The organism is Caldicellulosiruptor morganii, from assembly GCF_026810225.1.
GTDB lineage: Bacteria > Bacillota > Thermoanaerobacteria > Caldicellulosiruptorales > Caldicellulosiruptoraceae > Caldicellulosiruptor > Caldicellulosiruptor morganii.
On record NZ_CP113865.1, the window covers coordinates 969,769 to 985,008 of the forward strand.

Consider the following 15,240-nt stretch of genomic DNA (forward strand, 5'->3'; position numbering starts at 1 on the left):
AAAGTAGGAGTTGTGAGAAAGATGAATGAGAAAAACGAATCACATTATTTTTTAATAGAGAACTATAAACCATTGAGAGAGATAGTGTTTGAAAAACTGAGAGACATGATTGTCAGTGGCGAATTAAAGCCCGGTGAGAGACTGATGGAGATAAAGCTTGCAGAAATGCTTGGTGTTTCCAGAACACCAATTAGAGAGGCAATTAGAAAACTTGAGTTAGAAGGTCTTGTTGTAATGCTTCCTCGAAAGGGTGCTTATGTTGCAGATATTTCAAAAAAGGAGATTATGGATGTTTTAGAAATAAGAGCTGCTCTGGATAAGTTGGCAGCATGTCTTGCTGCTCAGAGGATGACAAAATCTGAAAAAGAGGAACTCAAAAAGGCATTAGCATCGTTTGAAAAAAACTTTAAGTTAGGTAACATTGAAGGAATGATAAATGATGATATTAAGCTGCATGATATTATCTATGCAGGTGCGAAAAATGAAAAACTCCAGCATATCATCAATAATTTGAGAGAGCAAATTACAAGGTTTAGAATTATATATCTGAAAGAGATATACAGAAAAAGTGAAAATCTATTAAATGAACACAGAGAAATTGTAGAAGCAATCTTGAGTGGAGATGCAGACAAAGCCCAGAAGGTAGCAGAAGAGCATATAAAAAATCAAGAGATAGAATTAATCAAAAGCTTAAAATTTTAACAAAAAAGGTGAAGAATATGGTAAACGCTGTAATATTAGCAGGCTCTGATAAGAGCAAATCAGGGACCCCTTACGAATGTAAAGCATTGATAAAACTTAATGATAGGTTTATGATTGAATATGTTTTGGAAGCTGTGTGCAATTCAAAGTATATTTCAAGAATAGTTGTAGTAGGTCCTTCAAAACTTGAAGAAGTGTTAAAATTAAAATATCCGAGAGTAGAATTTTTGGAAGAAGATAATTCAATTATGAAGAATGCCAAAAAAGCGATAGAGTATCTAAACAGCAATAATAGGATATTATTTCTAACCTCTGATTTACCATTTATAACTTCTGAAGCCATAGATCATTTTATCGAAGAATCAATAAAAACTGGTGCTGATATCTGCTATCCTATTGTTGAGAAAAGTATAAATGATGAAAAGTATCCTCAAATGAAAAGAACATATGGAACTGTAAAAGAAGGAACATTTACAGGTGGAAATGCAATAATTATCAATCCTTCAATATTTGACAGATGCTACAGGCTTGCTGAAAAGCTTGTAGAAAAGCGTAAGAATCCCATCGCAATGGCAAGATTGATAGGTCCAACAATTCTTTTGCTCTTTTTAACAAAGAAGCTTTCAATCCAGAGAGTAGAAAAAAGAGTTTCAAAGGTGTTCAAAGTAAAAGCCAAAGCTATTATTTCTACATACCCTGAAATTGGGCAGGATGTGGACAAGGATTCTGATTTGATGGTAGCGAAATTTTATCTTCAGAAAAAAAGATAGAATTCCTATTGAAATTGTGGTATAATATCAAATGATGAAAATTTTGCTGTGTGTCAATATTCTGAATTGAAGGAGGCTTAAAAAGATGCCAAGGATAACTCCTGACACAATTATTGCCGATGTGCTCAAGATTGACAGAGGAACTATTCCGATATTTTTAAACAATGGTCTTCATTGTTTGGGGTGCCCGTCAGCACAGGGAGAAAGCATTGAAGAAGCCTGTGCTCTGCATGGGATAGATGCTCAAAAGCTTGTAGATGAGTTGAATGAATATCTAAAGAGTAAGGGTCTATTAGACTAAAAAAACTCTTTACATCTTTAAAAAATAGTATTAAAATATAATTGCGATGCGGGTGTAGTTCAATGGTAGAACACCAGCTTCCCAAGCTGGCAGCGTGGGTTCGATTCCCATCACCCGCTCCAGGTGCTAAAAATAAAGGGGTAAAAACCCCTTTATTTTTGTAAATGCCCACGTAGCTCAGTAGGCGGAGCGTCACCTTGGTAAGGTGGAGGTCGCCGGTTCGATCCCGGTCGTGGGCTCCATTTTAGTTGTTGACAATTTTATTTGTTTATGATAGATTTAAAAAGTCAAATAAAAAAGGCGTATTTTTTTTTGCTAATTTTCCGCTTGTAATTGAGAAATGCAGAGTGCTGTATTAATCTTAGCTAAGGATGAATAAAGCCAGATATTTTAAAGGTTTTAGGATAGTGGAGGTGAACATAGCAAAATGGCAGCAAAAGGAGCGAGAGTGATAATTCATTTGGAATGCACAGAGTGCAAAAACAGGAATTACACTACAGAAAAGAACAAGAAAAATGACCCGGACAGGCTTGAGCTGAGAAAGTACTGTAAGTTTTGCCGAAAGCACACCGTTCATAGAGAGACTAAATAGTTAAAAAAGAGGATGTGTGGATGATGGTGGAGAAGAAAAAAGTAGAAAAACCAGTTATAAAATCTTCCTCAAACAGAAAGAAAGTGACATTTAAAGAATGGTGGACAAGAACAGTAAAGTTTTTTAGAGATGTAAAAATTGAAATGAAGAAGGTAGTATGGCCTTCTCGAAAACAGGTTATGAAACACACAGTTGTTGTTCTGGCATTTACGTTGTTTTTCACTGTATTTATTTTGCTGGCTGACGTAATATATGAACAGCTTATTTTTAAACTGTTACTTAAGATAAGATAACAATCTTACCTTATGAATCAATTAAAGAAAAAAGGAGGGCGGGCTTTTAGCCCTTCAAGATGAGCGATAAAAGAGCAAAATGGTATGTTATTCATACCTACGCTGGGTATGAAAACAAGGTAAAAGCAAATTTAGAAAAGATAATTGAAAATAGAAATCTTTCTGATAAAATATTAGATATCAGAATTCCCACTGAACTTGTAACAGAGATTAAAGATGGGAAAAAAGTAGTAAAAGAAAAGAAAAAGTTTCCTTCATATGTTTTAATTAAGGCTGTAATGGATAATGATATTTGGTACACCATTAGAAATGTAAGAGGTGTAACTGGTTTTGTAGGACCTGAATCCAAACCCACACCTCTTACCGATGAAGAAATTGAGGCAATGGGCATAAAAGAAGAAGTGGTTGAGGTATTTGATATTGAAGTGGGTGATAATGTAAAAGTTGTCTCTGGTCCATTTGCAGATTTTTATGGACCTGTGATTGAGATAAATAGAGAAAAGAAAAAAGTGAAGGTTATGCTCAATCTATTCGGGCGTGAAACTCCAGTTGAGTTTGATTATCATCAGGTAGAGAGATTTTAAAGATTATTCAATGTTAAGAAGTAGGAGGTGACAATCTCAATGGCAAAAAAGGTCTTAACACAAATTAAACTTCAAATTCCTGCAGGGAAAGCAACACCAGCACCACCAGTAGGACCTGCTCTGGGTCAGCATGGTGTTAACATTATGCAATTTTGCAAAGAGTTTAATGAAAGAACTGCAAAGGATGCTGGGCTTATAATCCCAGTTGTAATAACAGTATATTCTGACAGATCATTTACATTTATAACAAAAACACCACCAGCATCAGTTTTGCTAAAGAAAGCTGCGGGAATTGAGAGTGGTTCACCAAAACCAAATAAACAAAAGGTTGCCACATTAAAGAGAGATGTAATTAGAAAGATTGCTGAACAAAAGATGCCTGATTTGACTGCTGCATCCTTGGAAGCAGCAATGAGAACAATTGAAGGAACAGCAAAGAGCATGGGAATTGTTGTGGAAGACTGATCTTTTTGAGCCCGTTTTTTTAAAGTTAAGTGGGAGGTTATTTAAAGCCGCAAATACCACAAAGGAGGTTTGGAGAGTGTTCAGAGGCAAAAAATATCAAGAGGCAGCAAAACTGGTTGACAAGACCAGGTTATATGATCCGGAAGAGGCTATTGATCTGGCTCTAAAAACATCTTATGCTAAATTTGATGAAACAGTGGAAGTGCATGTAAGACTAAATGTTGATCCAAGACATGCAGATCAACAGGTAAGAGGCACGGTTGTTCTTCCAAACGGAACAGGTAAAAATGTCAGAGTACTTGTATTTGCAAAAGGTGACAAAGCGAAAGAAGCTGAAGAAGCGGGTGCTGATTATGTAGGGGCAGAGGAACTTGTTGCAAAGATTCAAAATGAAGGCTGGACAGACTTTGATGTATGTATTGCAACACCGGATATGATGGGATTGGTTGGAATACTCGGTAGGATACTGGGACCCAAAGGGCTTATGCCAAACCCTAAATCAGGCACAGTGACAATGGATATTGCAAAGGCTGTAAAGGAAGCAAAGGCTGGTAGAATAGAGTTCAGAATTGACAAAACCGGAATAATTCACTGCCCTATTGGGAAGGTTTCCTTTGGCAGGGAAAAACTTCTTGAAAACTATAGAACACTTATGGATGCAATAATCAAGGCAAGACCACCCGCAGCAAAGGGGCAGTTTATAAGAAGTATTACGGTTGCAACTACAATGGGTCCGGGAATAAAGATTAATCCTCTAAAACCAATGTAATTTCAGAGTTGTTTGAAAAAGTAAATATCCTTACAACCGAAGACAGTAGGTGCAAAGCATATTAGATGGTATGCTTTGCTTAAAGTTTGCCTACCGAGGTTGTAATTATTGGGTTCCGTCGGCTGAATGTTTATTTAGTTGTAAGCCGAAGGAGGATAATTACAGCCTCTTTAAGGTAAACTTAAAGAGGCTTTAATAATTTTATGGAGACAGGAGGTGAGTTTATTGCCAAAATCAAGAGCACTGAAAGAGCAGCTTTTGGCTGAATACAAAGAAAAGCTTTCTAAAGCAAAAGCAGGTGTTATTGTATGCAACCGTGGAATTACAGTTGAACAGGACACAGCCTTGAGGAAAAAGTTAAGAGAAGCAGGTATAGAATACAAGGTGGTAAAGAAAACACTTTTCACCTTTGCAGTAAAGGAAAACAACTTATCAGAACTTGAGCAGTTTTTTGAAGGACCTATTGCAATTGCACTTTCTTACGACGACCCTGTAAAGGTGGCAAAAGTTTTAAAAGAAAGTGCGAAGGATCTTGAAAAGTTAGAAGTTAGAGGCGGATTCATTGAAGGAAAAGTTATCTCTGCACAGGAAGTTGATGCACTATCAAAACTTCCATCAAAAGAAGAACTTATTGCAAAAATGCTGGGCGGCTTGAATGCGCCTATGTCCGGTCTTGTTTATGTGCTTTCTGGTACTATTAGAAAGCTTGTTCTGGCACTCGATGCTATTGCTAAAAAGCAGAGTGCTTAACATAAATAAAAAATTTTAAAATGGGAGGTTGTTTTAAAGATGGCAAGCGAAAAGGTTCAGAAGTTAATCGAAGAAATCAAAACATTGACTGTTTTAGAGCTTTCTGAAATGGTCAAAGCATTGGAAGAAGAGTTTGGTGTTACAGCAGCAGCTCCAGTAGCTGTTGCAGCAGCTCCAGTTGCAGGTGCTCAGGCAGCAGCTCCAGCAGCTGAGGAGAAGACAGAGTTCAATGTTATCCTGGCAGATGCAGGTGCTGATAAGATTAAGGTTATCAAGGTTGTAAGAGAGATTACTGGACTCGGGTTAAAAGAAGCAAAGGACCTTGTTGATGGTGCTCCAAAGCCAATCAAAGAAAATGTATCAAAAGATGAAGCTGAACAGATTAAGAAGAAGTTAGAAGAAGTTGGGGCAAAGGTTGAGCTCAAGTAAATTTAATTTAAAAGAGGGCAGGGGAATTATCTTCTGCCCTCTTTAATTTTTAGGTGAAATTTTATTGAACTTATGGTATTATAAAATACGTATTTTCACATAAATAGTTTTGCTTACTAACTTTCAATTATAAATATTACTTAGAAAGGTTGGGAGTCTGAAATGAATGAGAAATACTTAGAAATTGTCCAGAAGATAAATGAACTGGTACCCACTATATCAGAAGCTTTTGAACATATTGTTAATGTTCAAATTCCAGAATTACGCTTTGAAGATTCTTTTTATCTTTTAAATGATATTATTGAGGCTTTTTTGAGTATTTCAAATGCTCTGAAAATAATTCAAACAGAGTTTGACTTACAAAATGCAATGTCTTTGGAAAATGAAATCCAGCAGAGTTTAGAAAACCTTCTTGAGCTGTACAAAGAACCTACTTCTGAAAAGCTTTTGAAAAAGTACAAAGATGATGTCATTCCATTGTACAAAAAGTGGCAGGAAGAGATCTTGCTTTCAATAAATAAGTATCAAGCCAGAAAGACAAATTCATAGGTTAATAGACAGAAAATAAAAGATATAAAATAAAAAGAGGCTGAAACAAATTTAAAAAACAGCCTCTTTTTGGCTATTTTGGATTTTTTATTTTTCAGAATATTTAAACTGAGCGGTATAGCAGTTGAAAAAAGCATTCTGATACCTTCTAAGTCCCCTGTCATACGTGCCATAAGTTCGCCTGTTCGTGTTTTGTCAAAAAACTCAAAAGTTTGATTCTGTAGAAATTTATAAAGGCTTTCTCTTAAATCATACAGAATGTTTTGAGAAACATATTCAAATATGTATGAATGCCAGTAACGAATCAGCCCTCTAAAAAGGCTTACCAAAAGCATACCAATTAAAAGGGGAAGCAAAAGATTGTATTTCTTCTTAGTAATGGCTTCATCAACTACTATTTTGGAAATATAGGGGTTTACCATAGCCAAGGAAATTGATATTATTATCAAGCAAAAACCAATAAACAGAAGCTTTTTATATTTCCGAAAATAGGACGATAGTTTTTTCAGATTGTCCATTTGAAAAACCTCTCTTTTTTGAGTTTGTAATTTATTGCTTTGATAATTTTCAGCGCTCTAATAAATTATAACCCTGTGGTATCTAAAAATAAATATAAGAATTTTAATATTTGGCTCAATTTTTTAAGATGCTCTTTGTTCATCATAAAAGTTTGAACCTTTTAATAATATTGTTTATAGATACTTGACAGGGATTAGAATTTTATAGATGGTAAACAAACTTCTTGGGTCTTTTGAAAAAGGACTTTCATTTCAGGAGGCGGAAAGGAATATTAAACAATTTGGATTAAATGAAATAAAAATTGAAAAGAGTAAAAGAGCATTTTCAATATTTTTGGACCAGTTTAAAGACATTCTGGTTGTAATATTAGCGCTTTCTACAGCAGTGTCCTTTTTATTGGGCGAGTTTTTGGATGCCATTGTTATCTTCTTCTTGATAATCCTAAATGGACTTTTAGGGTTTATACAGGAGTTTAGAGCTGAAAAGGCTATAGAATCACTGAAAAATTATGTCTCATATAAAGCGAAAGTAGTAAGAGATGGCAATTTAGAGGAAATAGAAACCAGATTTGTAACAATAAATAACATAGTTATAGTTGAAGAAGGCGATAGAATTCCAGCAGATGGAATTTTGTTAAGGTCCTTTTCCTTGGCAGTTGATGAATCGATTTTGACTGGTGAGTCATTACCGGTTGAAAAAGATGAAAAAAACGAAAACAGGTTGTATATGGGCACTTATGTTGTAAAAGGCAAAGGCATAATGAAAGTGACATCTATTGGTCTTGAGACAAAAATGGGCAAAATAGCCAAAACTTTGGCTGAGATTGAAGAAGAGAAAACGCCTCTTCAAAGAAGACTTAACCAGCTTGGTAAGCAGCTTGCTCTGGTTTGTCTCAGTATATGTGCTGTTATTGTTATACTGGGAATCTTAAGAAGACAAAACATTTATGATATGTTTATGATAGGTATTTCTTTAGCGGTTGCAGCAATTCCTGAAGGTTTGCCTGCTGTGGTGACAATAACCTTAGCGGTAGGGGTTCAAAGAATGGCAAAGAAGAATGCTCTTATAAGAAAGCTTTCAGCAGTTGAAACACTGGGCTGTGTAAACATTATTTGTTCAGACAAAACAGGAACACTTACCGATAATTTATTTGTTTGAATGCTCAACATAAAAAAAGTATTCTTTATTTACTGTTTGGAAATTTATATTTATTATTTGGCGTAATTGTATCATTTTCATTATTTTTACTGGTAATCTATATACCACAGCTGGGTATAGTATTTGAAGTAACTTGCCTGGGATTTCTGGAGTGGATGGTTATCATAATTTGTTCATTATTTCCTTCTCTGCTTCATTCTATATTTGCAAAAAATAACTGAAGTGATAAAATGATATGAGAAGGACAGTTGATAAAAAAATGTCATACTTTAAGAATAAAAAATACTGTTTGGAAAGGAGATTTGCAGGAAAATGAAGATTGTCATAGTTGGAGGCGTTGCAGCTGGAGCATCTGCTGCCACAAAAGCACGCAGAACCAATGAGAGTGCCCAGATTATTCTTTTTGAGCAAGGTGAATATGTATCTTTTGCAAACTGTGGACTTCCCTATTATGTTGGTGGTACAATTCCAAAAAGGGATAGTCTTTTGGTGGTAAGGGAAGAGCTTTTCAGGAAAAGATATAATATTGATGTAAGAGTACTCTCTCAGGTTACAAAAATCAACCGTGATAGAAAGACAATTACAGTTTTTGACAGGAAGAATAACACAACCTACGAAGAGAGTTATGATAAGCTGATTATAGCAACTGGAGCAAGACCTTTTGTTTTACCATTTTTAAAAGATTGTAAAAATTCTTATACCTGCTTTACACTCTATGATGTTGACAGAATTAAAGAAGATTTTGCGAAAAAGCATGTCAAGAAAGCTGTTGTGATTGGTGCAGGTTATATCGGTATGGAGCTTGCAGAGCAATTATGTGAAATTGGACTTGATTGTACAATTATAGAATTAAAAGAGTCAATCTTGCCTCAGTTTGACAAAGAGATGACAAATCCAATTTTGGATACACTGACAACCAAAGGTATTAAGGTTAAGACAGGGATTTCTGTAACTGATGCTAAGATTGAAGATGGTGTTGCTAAAAAACTGGTGCTTTCAAATGGTGAGGAGATTGAATGCGATGCGGTATTTCAAACAGCTGGTGTAATTCCAAATGTGGAGCTTGCAAGAGAGGCAGGGCTTGAAGTAAACAGGGGTATTGTTGTTAACAGCAAAATGCAGACATCTGACCCTGATATATATGCAGCAGGGGATGCAGTTGAAGTAAGAAGCATTGTAACAGGCACAAATGTGTGGATACCGCTGGCTGGTCCTGCTAACAAGCAAGGAAGGGTTGCAGGATGTAATGCAGCAGGTGGTGATTTGGAATTCAAAGATGTTGTAGGTAGTTCTATTATAAAGGTATTTGATTGGGCGTTGGCAAAGGTAGGGCTCAGTGAAAATGAGTGCAAGAGCCTTGGTCTTGATTACAATGTTACAATTGTCCATCCTCTTCACCATGCAGGGTACTACCCTGGTGGTAAACAGCTAACCATAAAGCTTATGTTTGATAACAAAACAGGCAGAATTTATGGTGCAGAGGTTGTTGGAAAAGAAGGGGTTGATAAACGAGCAGATGTAATTGCAACTGCTATATATGCCGGGCTAACTGTATTCGATTTAGAAAATCTTGACCTTGTTTATGCACCGCCTTTCTCTTCAGCAAAGGACCCTGTGATAATGGCGGGAATGACAGCTGCGAATATTTTGAGGGGTGAAATTAAGAATATTTTACCTGATAGAGTATATGAACTTCTTGATAACAAAGAATATTTTATACTTGATGTAAGAACTCCGGAGGAATATGAATTTGGGCATATTAAAGGTGCAGTGAATATTCCAGTTGATGACCTGAGAGGAAGAATAAATGAACTTCCCAGAGACAAAAAGATAATTGCATACTGTGGTGTTGGTTTTAGGTCTTATCATGCATGTTTGATTTTGAAGGCAAATGGCTTTGACTGTTTCAATATGAGTGGTGGCTGGACTTCCTGGAGAATGTACTATCCTGACTTGGTAGAGTAGATGGGGGACTTAAAATGACAACATTTGCTATTGTATGTGCTGCGGGTAGCGGCAAGAGGTTTGGGGGCAAGACCCCCAAACAATTTTTATTTTTGAACAATAAGATGGTGATAGAATATTCTCTTTCTGTGTTTGAAAACTCACCTTTTATAGATAGTGTGGTAATTTTAATTCCAAGCGGTTATAGAGAGATTGGGGATTTGCTCAAAGAGAAATATAAAAAAGTAATCCTGTGGGATTATGGAGAAGATGAGAGAGCAAAGACAGTAAAAAAAGGTCTGGAGCTTGTAAAAGGGATGTGTGATTTTGTTGCCATACATGATGCTGCACGTCCTTTTATTAACTTAAGTCTTATAGAAAACCTGATTTTAGAGGTAAAAAGTAGTTATGCAGTTGCGCCTGCTGTTTTGGCAAAAGATACTGTAAAGTATGTTACAGATGGATATATAGAAAGTACAATTCCGAGAGAGAAAGTGTATTTGGTTCAGACACCACAGGTTTTCAAATTTGATTTGATTTACACAGCTTATAAGAAATTCGAAGATATTTGTTTTACTGATGATTTGCAATATGTAGAGGCGCTTGGAGTAAAGCCTAAAATAATCGAAGGTACCAGCTTGAATTTTAAGATTACTACACAGGAAGATATGATTTTTGCAAAGGCAGTTGCTGAGAATCTTTTTAAATAGTAAAATAAGTTTTAAGAAATTTTCAAAAAGAGGTAAATTGAACAGTGAAAGTATATGCCTTAATTGGACCGAGTGGTTCAGGAAAGAGTCATAAAGCTTTGATTGTTGCTAAAATGGTAGGTGCAGAAGCCATTATTGATGATGGTATACTGGTGTATAATTCCAAACTTATAGCAGGCAAATCTGCCAAAAAAGAACCTACATATCTGGCTTCTGTAAGAAGAGCTCTTTTTATGGAAGAAGAACATGCAAATGAGGTAAGGGAAGCTATAAGAAGACTTTCGATTAAAAGTATACTCATACTTGCAACTTCAAAACAAATGGCACAGAAGATTGCTCAGCGTTTGGAACTTGAAAAAATAGAGAGATTTATTGATATTAGTGAGGTTTCAAGTGAGATAGAAATAAAAAAAGCAATGACAACAAGGAACAAAGAGGGAAAACATGTTGTCCCGGTACCGACATTTGAGATAAAAAAGGACTTTTCCGGGCTGTTGATTTATCCCTTAAGACTTTTTAAAAGAATAAATCTCAACGACTATATTATTGCTGAAAAGACAATTGTGAGACCCACATTTAGTTATCTTGGCGAGTACACAATCTCAGAAAATGTTTTGATTGCATATATAAAAAATGTTTTAAAAAAAGAACGAAATATAGCAAAAATTTTGTCAGTGGACCTTGCCATAAAGAATAACCTTTTATATATAAAAGTAGAACTTATATTAAAATTTGGTTGTAATATCAAATCAGAACTTGAAAAGGTTCAAAAAGAAATAAAGGAAGAGATAGAATATTATACATCCATAAATGTGGAATATATTCACCTTATTGCAAGAGGTGTACAGGTTTAACTGAAAAATTTTTATTTATACTTTCCCAGTTTTTCTGTTGCGTTTATAAGCGAATTTCTTACTTCATGAGCAGGTATGTTATTTGCATTTCTGTAATCAAATTGTTTATTAAATTCACAGATATTTTTGTAAATTTGAGAAATTGCATCGAGTTCAATTTTACAAATTTTTTCAACAAATTGATCTAAATCTGTTGAGTGTAAATGATTTTGTGAAATTTTGAGTAAATCGTAAAAATGATAAAGACAGAATCCTTTTGAGTTGAGAACTTTTTGTTGAAAATCCTTTTTTGTTTTCCACATAAAAAAGAACACATCAAAATAATTCTTCATTCTTGCATTTATTCTTTCGCAAATAACACACTGAGAGTTTATGGTTTTGAAAAACGCAAGTAGATCGTTCAGAAGATTTTCCCTGAGAGCTTTGTTGTTCAAAAATCGGCTTAAAAATCCCTCTCTTTTTTGAGTATTTAAAGACATAAAATGTGAAGATAGAATCCTTTCAAAGTTAGTTTTTATTTCGTAGATATGAGTTTCCAGCATAAGACCATATGGAAGTTTATTTTTTTGTTCAAGCAACATATGAAAATGTCTTGGACAAAACCCTTTTTTATTTGTTTCCACACGGGAGTCAACTTCCATTACACTTTCGCCAAGTACAATTTCCAGACACTGTTTTTCGAAATTATTTTCCAGATAACAAAATGCACATTCGCAATCAACAGAAAATGCGTCATTGACGGGAATCATATATATTTTTTCATCACCCATTGTACCATCCACTCCTTAAAGAAATTTTATATTCTTTATAAATTTTTAACACAAAACAAAAATATGATAACATCTATTTTACAGTTTCTGCTGCTTGTGCACAATATCAATTTGCTTTTTGGAATATTTATTAAAAATATTGGGTATTAAATTTTTAAAGATAAAATAAATGGTGGAGTGATATTTATGAAAGTTACACCCGAAAAATTGAAAAGATACGTAGACCTGTCTGAATTCAATTTTAATACTACTGAAGAAATAGAACCGCTGAGAGATATAATAGGGCAGGAGAGAGCAAGAAGAGCTTTTGAGTTTGGACTCAGAATCAATACAAGAGGTTATAACATCTATATGTGTGGACCAACAGGCACGGGTAAGACAAGTTTTGCAGAAGGGTATCTCAAAGAGATTGCAAAGCAAAAACCTGTTCCCAATGATTGGGTGTATGTATACAATTTTTCAAATCCGGATTCTCCGGTGGCGATCAATCTTCCAAAAGGAATGGGGAAAATTTTTAAGAATGACGTAGAAGAATTTGTTGAATCAGTGATAAATGACCTGAAAAAAGTGTTTACAAGTGAGGAGTATGAAACTGACAGGAATAATATTTACAACGAGTACCAGGAAAAAAGAGCTCAGCTTTTGGATGATTTGGCTGAAGAAGCAAGAAGATATGGATTTGAGATAAAATATACGCCGAGCGGTGTATATTTTATACCAATTGTGAATGGGAAAGCCATATCAGAATCTGAATATCCCGAGCTTGAAAAGTCAATAAGAGATGAAATTGAAAAAAAGATTAAAAAGCTTCAGCTTGAAACTCAGGAGGTTTTAAAGAAGATAAAACTTCTTGAAAAAGAGTCAAAAGAGAGGATAAAAGAACTGCAAAAGAAGGTAGCTGTATTTACAATAAGCCATTATGTATATGAAATACGAAACAAATACAGAGAAAACCAGAAGGTGCTTGAATTTATCGACGGTGTTACAAATGACATAGTGGAAAATCTTGATGACTTTTTGGATAAAGATGACGATGAGCAGAGCATACCTTTTCAGCTTCTGTCATATAAAAAGACTTCCAGTGTGGATAAATATAAAGTAAATGTCATTGTGGACAACTCGGATTTGGACGGAGCACCGGTTGTGTATGAAGTAAATCCAACCTACTACAATCTGGTGGGGAAAATTGAATATGAAAATGAAATGGGAAATATTCTGGTAACTGATTTTACAAAAATAAAAGCCGGGGCAATTCACAGGGCAAATGGTGGATATTTGATTCTTCAGGCAAAAGACATTTTGAGTTATCCTCAGGCATGGGAAGCTCTAAAGAGAATTCTAAAAACGGGTGAGATAGTTATTGAAAATCTAAAAGATATTTATGGACTTTTTATTACTTCCACTTTAAAGCCAGAACCAATTCCTGTGGATTTAAAAGTGATTTTAATTGGCAGTGAATACATTTATAACATTTTATATAACTATGATGAAGACTTCAGAAAGCTTTTCAAAATCAAAGCAGATTTTGACAGTGAAATGGATTATAACAAAGAAAATGTATATAAGATGATACAGTTTGTCAGTTCTTTTTGTCAAAGAGAAAATGCTCTGCCTTTTTCACGATCGGCTGTTGAGAGGGTTATTGAATATTCATGCAGACTTGTTGAGAATCAGGAAAAACTCTCCACACGATTTAATGAAATAGTTGAAATTCTGGCTGAGTCAAACACATGGGCACAGCTTGAAAATAGCACACATGTGACAGAAGAGCATGTCATCAAGGCTATTTGCGAAAAGGAGTACAGAAGTGCAAAGTATGAAGAAAAGATAAATGAAATGATTGAAGATGGAACAATTCTTGTTGATGTGGATGGTTACAAAACAGCTCAGATAAATGCTCTTGCCATTTTGGATGTTGGAGATTATACTTTTGGAAAGCCATCTCGAATAACAGTTACCACAAGCAGTGGTAGAAGTGGTATAATAAATATTGAGCGCGAGGTGCAGATGTCTGGCAAAACTCACAGCAAAGGGATTTTGATAATTGCAGGGTATATTTCGGAGGTTTTTGCACAGGACATGCCTCTTACACTTAATGCCACGATATGTTTTGAACAGCTTTACTCAGGAATTGAGGGTGATTCTGCCTCAGCTGCTGAACTTTGTGCACTTTTGTCTGCACTGAGCGATGTACCTATCTACCAGGGCATTGCAATTACAGGTTCTGTAAACCAAAAAGGTGAGATTCAGCCTGTTGGCGGAGTGACAAAGAAGATAGAAGGGTTCTACTATGTTTGTAAGAAAAAAGGGTTTACAGGCAACCAGGGTGTGATAATTCCTCATCAGAATATGAAAAACCTGGTATTATGCGACGAAGTTATAGATAGTATCAGAAATGGCAATTTTCATATTTGGGCAGTGAAGTCTATAAATGAAGCTATGGAAATCCTGACCGGTAAAAGCTTTGATGAGATTATTCTTCTGTCCAAGCAGAAACTAAAAAAATACCTGGATAATCTTACAAGCATAGGGCAACCGAGTAAAGAGAAGGAGGGGTGATTTTAACATGAATATGTTAGAAGTTTTAAAGGGAAGAAGAAGTATAAGAAAGTACAAAAAGAACATGCCTCTTGATAGAGAAACCATCGAGAAGATAATAGACGCTGCACGATTTGCTCCAACAGCGCGTGGAAATCAGGGATGGGAGTTTGTGGTTGTAACAGATGAGGAATTGAAAAAGCAGATTGCTCAAAAAGCACGATATGGAAGATTTATAGAAGATGCTTCGTGCTGTGTGGCGGTCCTTTATGAAAAAGGGTTTGAATATATTTTGGAAGACATGTCAGCAGCATCAACATATATTTTGATTGCAGCAAAAGCTCTGGGCTTAGGTGCATGCTGGGTTGCGAGCTACAAAAAAGAACATTCTGAAGATGTGAAAAAGCTTTTGAATGTTCCTGAACATCTGGAACTGTGTGCACTAATTAGTATTGGGTATCCTGATGAAGAACCTGTGAGAGATAAAAAAGAATTATCTTCAATACTACACTGGAATCAATACAGAAGATAAATTTTCACAAA

At 35.2% G+C, this 15,240-nt stretch carries 20 protein-coding genes, 2 tRNA genes and 1 other annotated feature; of the genes, 20 read left to right on the forward strand and 2 right to left on the reverse strand.

Features of this window, described 5'->3' with window-relative positions:
• Nucleotides 1-21 precede the first annotated feature (21 nt).
• From OTK00_RS04645 to OTK00_RS04705, 13 genes are all read left to right on the forward strand, one after another.
• The gene (locus OTK00_RS04645) at nucleotides 22-702 is read left to right on the forward strand and encodes a GntR family transcriptional regulator (protein ID WP_045169256.1); all 681 of its coding nucleotides are present in this window, start codon (nucleotides 22-24) and stop codon (nucleotides 700-702) included.
• 17 nt (nucleotides 703-719) lie between these two features.
• Nucleotides 720-1,472, forward strand: a complete 753-nt coding sequence (locus OTK00_RS04650) for a nucleotidyltransferase family protein (RefSeq protein WP_045169257.1) — start codon at nucleotides 720-722, stop codon at nucleotides 1,470-1,472.
• A gap of 85 nt (nucleotides 1,473-1,557) precedes the next feature.
• A complete protein-coding gene (locus OTK00_RS04655; protein ID WP_045164963.1) occupies nucleotides 1,558-1,773 on the forward strand; it encodes a DUF1858 domain-containing protein in 216 nt (71 codons plus the stop codon).
• Nucleotides 1,774-1,821: 48 nt separating this feature from the next.
• Nucleotides 1,822-1,895 (forward strand) — tRNA-Gly (locus OTK00_RS04660).
• 44 nt (nucleotides 1,896-1,939) lie between these two features.
• A tRNA-Thr gene (locus OTK00_RS04665) sits at nucleotides 1,940-2,015 on the forward strand.
• A 185-nt stretch (nucleotides 2,016-2,200) separates the two neighbouring features.
• Nucleotides 2,201-2,365, forward strand: a complete 165-nt coding sequence (gene rpmG / locus OTK00_RS04670; protein WP_045169258.1) for a 50S ribosomal protein L33 — start codon at nucleotides 2,201-2,203, stop codon at nucleotides 2,363-2,365.
• Nucleotides 2,366-2,388: 23 nt separating this feature from the next.
• Nucleotides 2,389-2,658: a preprotein translocase subunit SecE gene (gene secE, locus OTK00_RS04675; protein WP_045170141.1), complete on the forward strand. Its 270-nt coding sequence runs from the start codon at nucleotides 2,389-2,391 to the stop codon at nucleotides 2,656-2,658.
• 59 nt (nucleotides 2,659-2,717) lie between these two features.
• Nucleotides 2,718-3,242: a transcription termination/antitermination protein NusG gene (gene nusG, locus OTK00_RS04680; RefSeq protein ID WP_045169259.1), complete on the forward strand. Its 525-nt coding sequence runs from the start codon at nucleotides 2,718-2,720 to the stop codon at nucleotides 3,240-3,242.
• A 39-nt stretch (nucleotides 3,243-3,281) separates the two neighbouring features.
• On the forward strand, nucleotides 3,282-3,707 hold the full coding sequence (rplK, locus tag OTK00_RS04685; RefSeq protein ID WP_013290324.1) for a 50S ribosomal protein L11: 426 nt from the start codon (nucleotides 3,282-3,284) through the stop codon (nucleotides 3,705-3,707).
• 76 nt (nucleotides 3,708-3,783) lie between these two features.
• Nucleotides 3,784-4,476, forward strand: coding sequence for a 50S ribosomal protein L1 (gene rplA, locus OTK00_RS04690; protein ID WP_045169260.1), 693 nt, complete (start codon nucleotides 3,784-3,786; stop codon nucleotides 4,474-4,476).
• An 18-nt stretch (nucleotides 4,477-4,494) separates the two neighbouring features.
• Nucleotides 4,495-4,682: a sequence feature (ribosomal protein L10 leader region), on the forward strand.
• A gap of 19 nt (nucleotides 4,683-4,701) precedes the next feature.
• Nucleotides 4,702-5,226 carry a 50S ribosomal protein L10 gene (gene rplJ / locus OTK00_RS04695; protein WP_045169261.1) on the forward strand — a complete coding sequence of 175 codons (525 nt, stop codon included), beginning with the start codon at nucleotides 4,702-4,704 and terminating at the stop codon, nucleotides 5,224-5,226.
• Nucleotides 5,227-5,265: 39 nt separating this feature from the next.
• A complete protein-coding gene (rplL, locus tag OTK00_RS04700; protein WP_045169262.1) occupies nucleotides 5,266-5,655 on the forward strand; it encodes a 50S ribosomal protein L7/L12 in 390 nt (129 codons plus the stop codon).
• Between the two features lie 162 nt (nucleotides 5,656-5,817).
• A complete protein-coding gene (locus tag OTK00_RS04705; protein ID WP_045169263.1) occupies nucleotides 5,818-6,204 on the forward strand; it encodes a hypothetical protein in 387 nt (128 codons plus the stop codon).
• Here the strand turns inward: OTK00_RS04705 and OTK00_RS04710 are convergent.
• Entirely contained in the window at nucleotides 6,180-6,722 is a 543-nt protein-coding gene (locus OTK00_RS04710) for an ABC transporter transmembrane domain-containing protein (protein ID WP_045169264.1), read from the reverse strand. The genes OTK00_RS04705 and OTK00_RS04710 overlap by 25 nt on opposite strands.
• Nucleotides 6,723-6,930: 208 nt before the next feature.
• Here OTK00_RS04710 and OTK00_RS04715 point away from each other — a divergent pair, with 208 nt between their 5' ends.
• The 5 genes from OTK00_RS04715 to OTK00_RS04730 all read left to right on the forward strand — a co-directional run bounded on the left by OTK00_RS04715 (nucleotide 6,931) and on the right by OTK00_RS04730 (nucleotide 11,389).
• Nucleotides 6,931-7,881, forward strand: coding sequence for an HAD-IC family P-type ATPase (locus tag OTK00_RS04715; RefSeq protein WP_045170142.1), 951 nt, complete (start codon nucleotides 6,931-6,933; stop codon nucleotides 7,879-7,881).
• Nucleotides 7,878-8,102: a cation transporting ATPase C-terminal domain-containing protein gene (locus OTK00_RS12235; RefSeq protein ID WP_157841011.1), complete on the forward strand. Its 225-nt coding sequence runs from the start codon at nucleotides 7,878-7,880 to the stop codon at nucleotides 8,100-8,102. Before OTK00_RS04715 ends, OTK00_RS12235 begins: the two co-directional genes overlap by 4 nt.
• A 91-nt stretch (nucleotides 8,103-8,193) precedes the next feature.
• On the forward strand, nucleotides 8,194-9,846 hold the full coding sequence (locus OTK00_RS04720; RefSeq protein WP_045169265.1) for an FAD-dependent oxidoreductase: 1,653 nt from the start codon (nucleotides 8,194-8,196) through the stop codon (nucleotides 9,844-9,846).
• A 14-nt stretch (nucleotides 9,847-9,860) separates the two neighbouring features.
• A complete protein-coding gene (gene ispD, locus OTK00_RS04725) occupies nucleotides 9,861-10,535 on the forward strand; it encodes a 2-C-methyl-D-erythritol 4-phosphate cytidylyltransferase (protein ID WP_045169266.1) in 675 nt (224 codons plus the stop codon).
• Nucleotides 10,536-10,579: 44 nt separating this feature from the next.
• A complete protein-coding gene (locus tag OTK00_RS04730; protein WP_045169267.1) occupies nucleotides 10,580-11,389 on the forward strand; it encodes an Asp23/Gls24 family envelope stress response protein in 810 nt (269 codons plus the stop codon).
• 11 nt (nucleotides 11,390-11,400) lie between these two features.
• Here OTK00_RS04730 and OTK00_RS04735 read toward each other — a convergent pair whose 3' ends face one another.
• Nucleotides 11,401-12,159, reverse strand: a complete 759-nt coding sequence (locus tag OTK00_RS04735) for a DUF6062 family protein (protein ID WP_045169268.1) — start codon at nucleotides 12,157-12,159, stop codon at nucleotides 11,401-11,403.
• A gap of 186 nt (nucleotides 12,160-12,345) precedes the next feature.
• Between OTK00_RS04735 and OTK00_RS04740 the strand changes: the two genes are divergently transcribed.
• Nucleotides 12,346-14,718, forward strand: a complete 2,373-nt coding sequence (locus OTK00_RS04740) for an ATP-binding protein (RefSeq protein ID WP_045169269.1) — start codon at nucleotides 12,346-12,348, stop codon at nucleotides 14,716-14,718.
• Between the two features lie 7 nt (nucleotides 14,719-14,725).
• Nucleotides 14,726-15,229: a nitroreductase family protein gene (locus OTK00_RS04745; RefSeq protein ID WP_045169270.1), complete on the forward strand. Its 504-nt coding sequence runs from the start codon at nucleotides 14,726-14,728 to the stop codon at nucleotides 15,227-15,229.
• Nucleotides 15,230-15,240 lie beyond the last annotated feature (11 nt).

Excerpts from the sequence above, each read along its gene's own strand:
- OTK00_RS04645 (WP_045169256.1), top strand. The coding sequence starts at position 22 with ATGAATGAGAAAAACGAATCACATTATTTTTTAATAGAGAACTATAAA.
- OTK00_RS04650 (WP_045169257.1), top strand. The coding sequence starts at position 720 with ATGGTAAACGCTGTAATATTAGCAGGCTCTGATAAGAGCAAATCAGGG.
- OTK00_RS04655 (WP_045164963.1), top strand. The coding sequence starts at position 1,558 with ATGCCAAGGATAACTCCTGACACAATTATTGCCGATGTGCTCAAGATT.
- rpmG (WP_045169258.1), top strand. The coding sequence starts at position 2,201 with ATGGCAGCAAAAGGAGCGAGAGTGATAATTCATTTGGAATGCACAGAG.
- secE (WP_045170141.1), top strand. The coding sequence starts at position 2,389 with ATGGTGGAGAAGAAAAAAGTAGAAAAACCAGTTATAAAATCTTCCTCA.
- nusG (WP_045169259.1), top strand. The coding sequence starts at position 2,718 with ATGAGCGATAAAAGAGCAAAATGGTATGTTATTCATACCTACGCTGGG.
- rplK (WP_013290324.1), top strand. The coding sequence starts at position 3,282 with ATGGCAAAAAAGGTCTTAACACAAATTAAACTTCAAATTCCTGCAGGG.
- rplL (WP_045169262.1), top strand. The coding sequence starts at position 5,266 with ATGGCAAGCGAAAAGGTTCAGAAGTTAATCGAAGAAATCAAAACATTG.
- OTK00_RS04705 (WP_045169263.1), top strand. The coding sequence starts at position 5,818 with ATGAATGAGAAATACTTAGAAATTGTCCAGAAGATAAATGAACTGGTA.
- OTK00_RS04710 (WP_045169264.1), bottom strand. The coding sequence starts at position 6,722 with ATGGACAATCTGAAAAAACTATCGTCCTATTTTCGGAAATATAAAAAG.
- OTK00_RS04715 (WP_045170142.1), top strand. The coding sequence starts at position 6,931 with ATGGTAAACAAACTTCTTGGGTCTTTTGAAAAAGGACTTTCATTTCAG.
- OTK00_RS04720 (WP_045169265.1), top strand. The coding sequence starts at position 8,194 with ATGAAGATTGTCATAGTTGGAGGCGTTGCAGCTGGAGCATCTGCTGCC.
- ispD (WP_045169266.1), top strand. The coding sequence starts at position 9,861 with ATGACAACATTTGCTATTGTATGTGCTGCGGGTAGCGGCAAGAGGTTT.
- OTK00_RS04735 (WP_045169268.1), bottom strand. The coding sequence starts at position 12,159 with ATGGGTGATGAAAAAATATATATGATTCCCGTCAATGACGCATTTTCT.
- OTK00_RS04740 (WP_045169269.1), top strand. The coding sequence starts at position 12,346 with ATGAAAGTTACACCCGAAAAATTGAAAAGATACGTAGACCTGTCTGAA.
- OTK00_RS04745 (WP_045169270.1), top strand. The coding sequence starts at position 14,726 with ATGAATATGTTAGAAGTTTTAAAGGGAAGAAGAAGTATAAGAAAGTAC.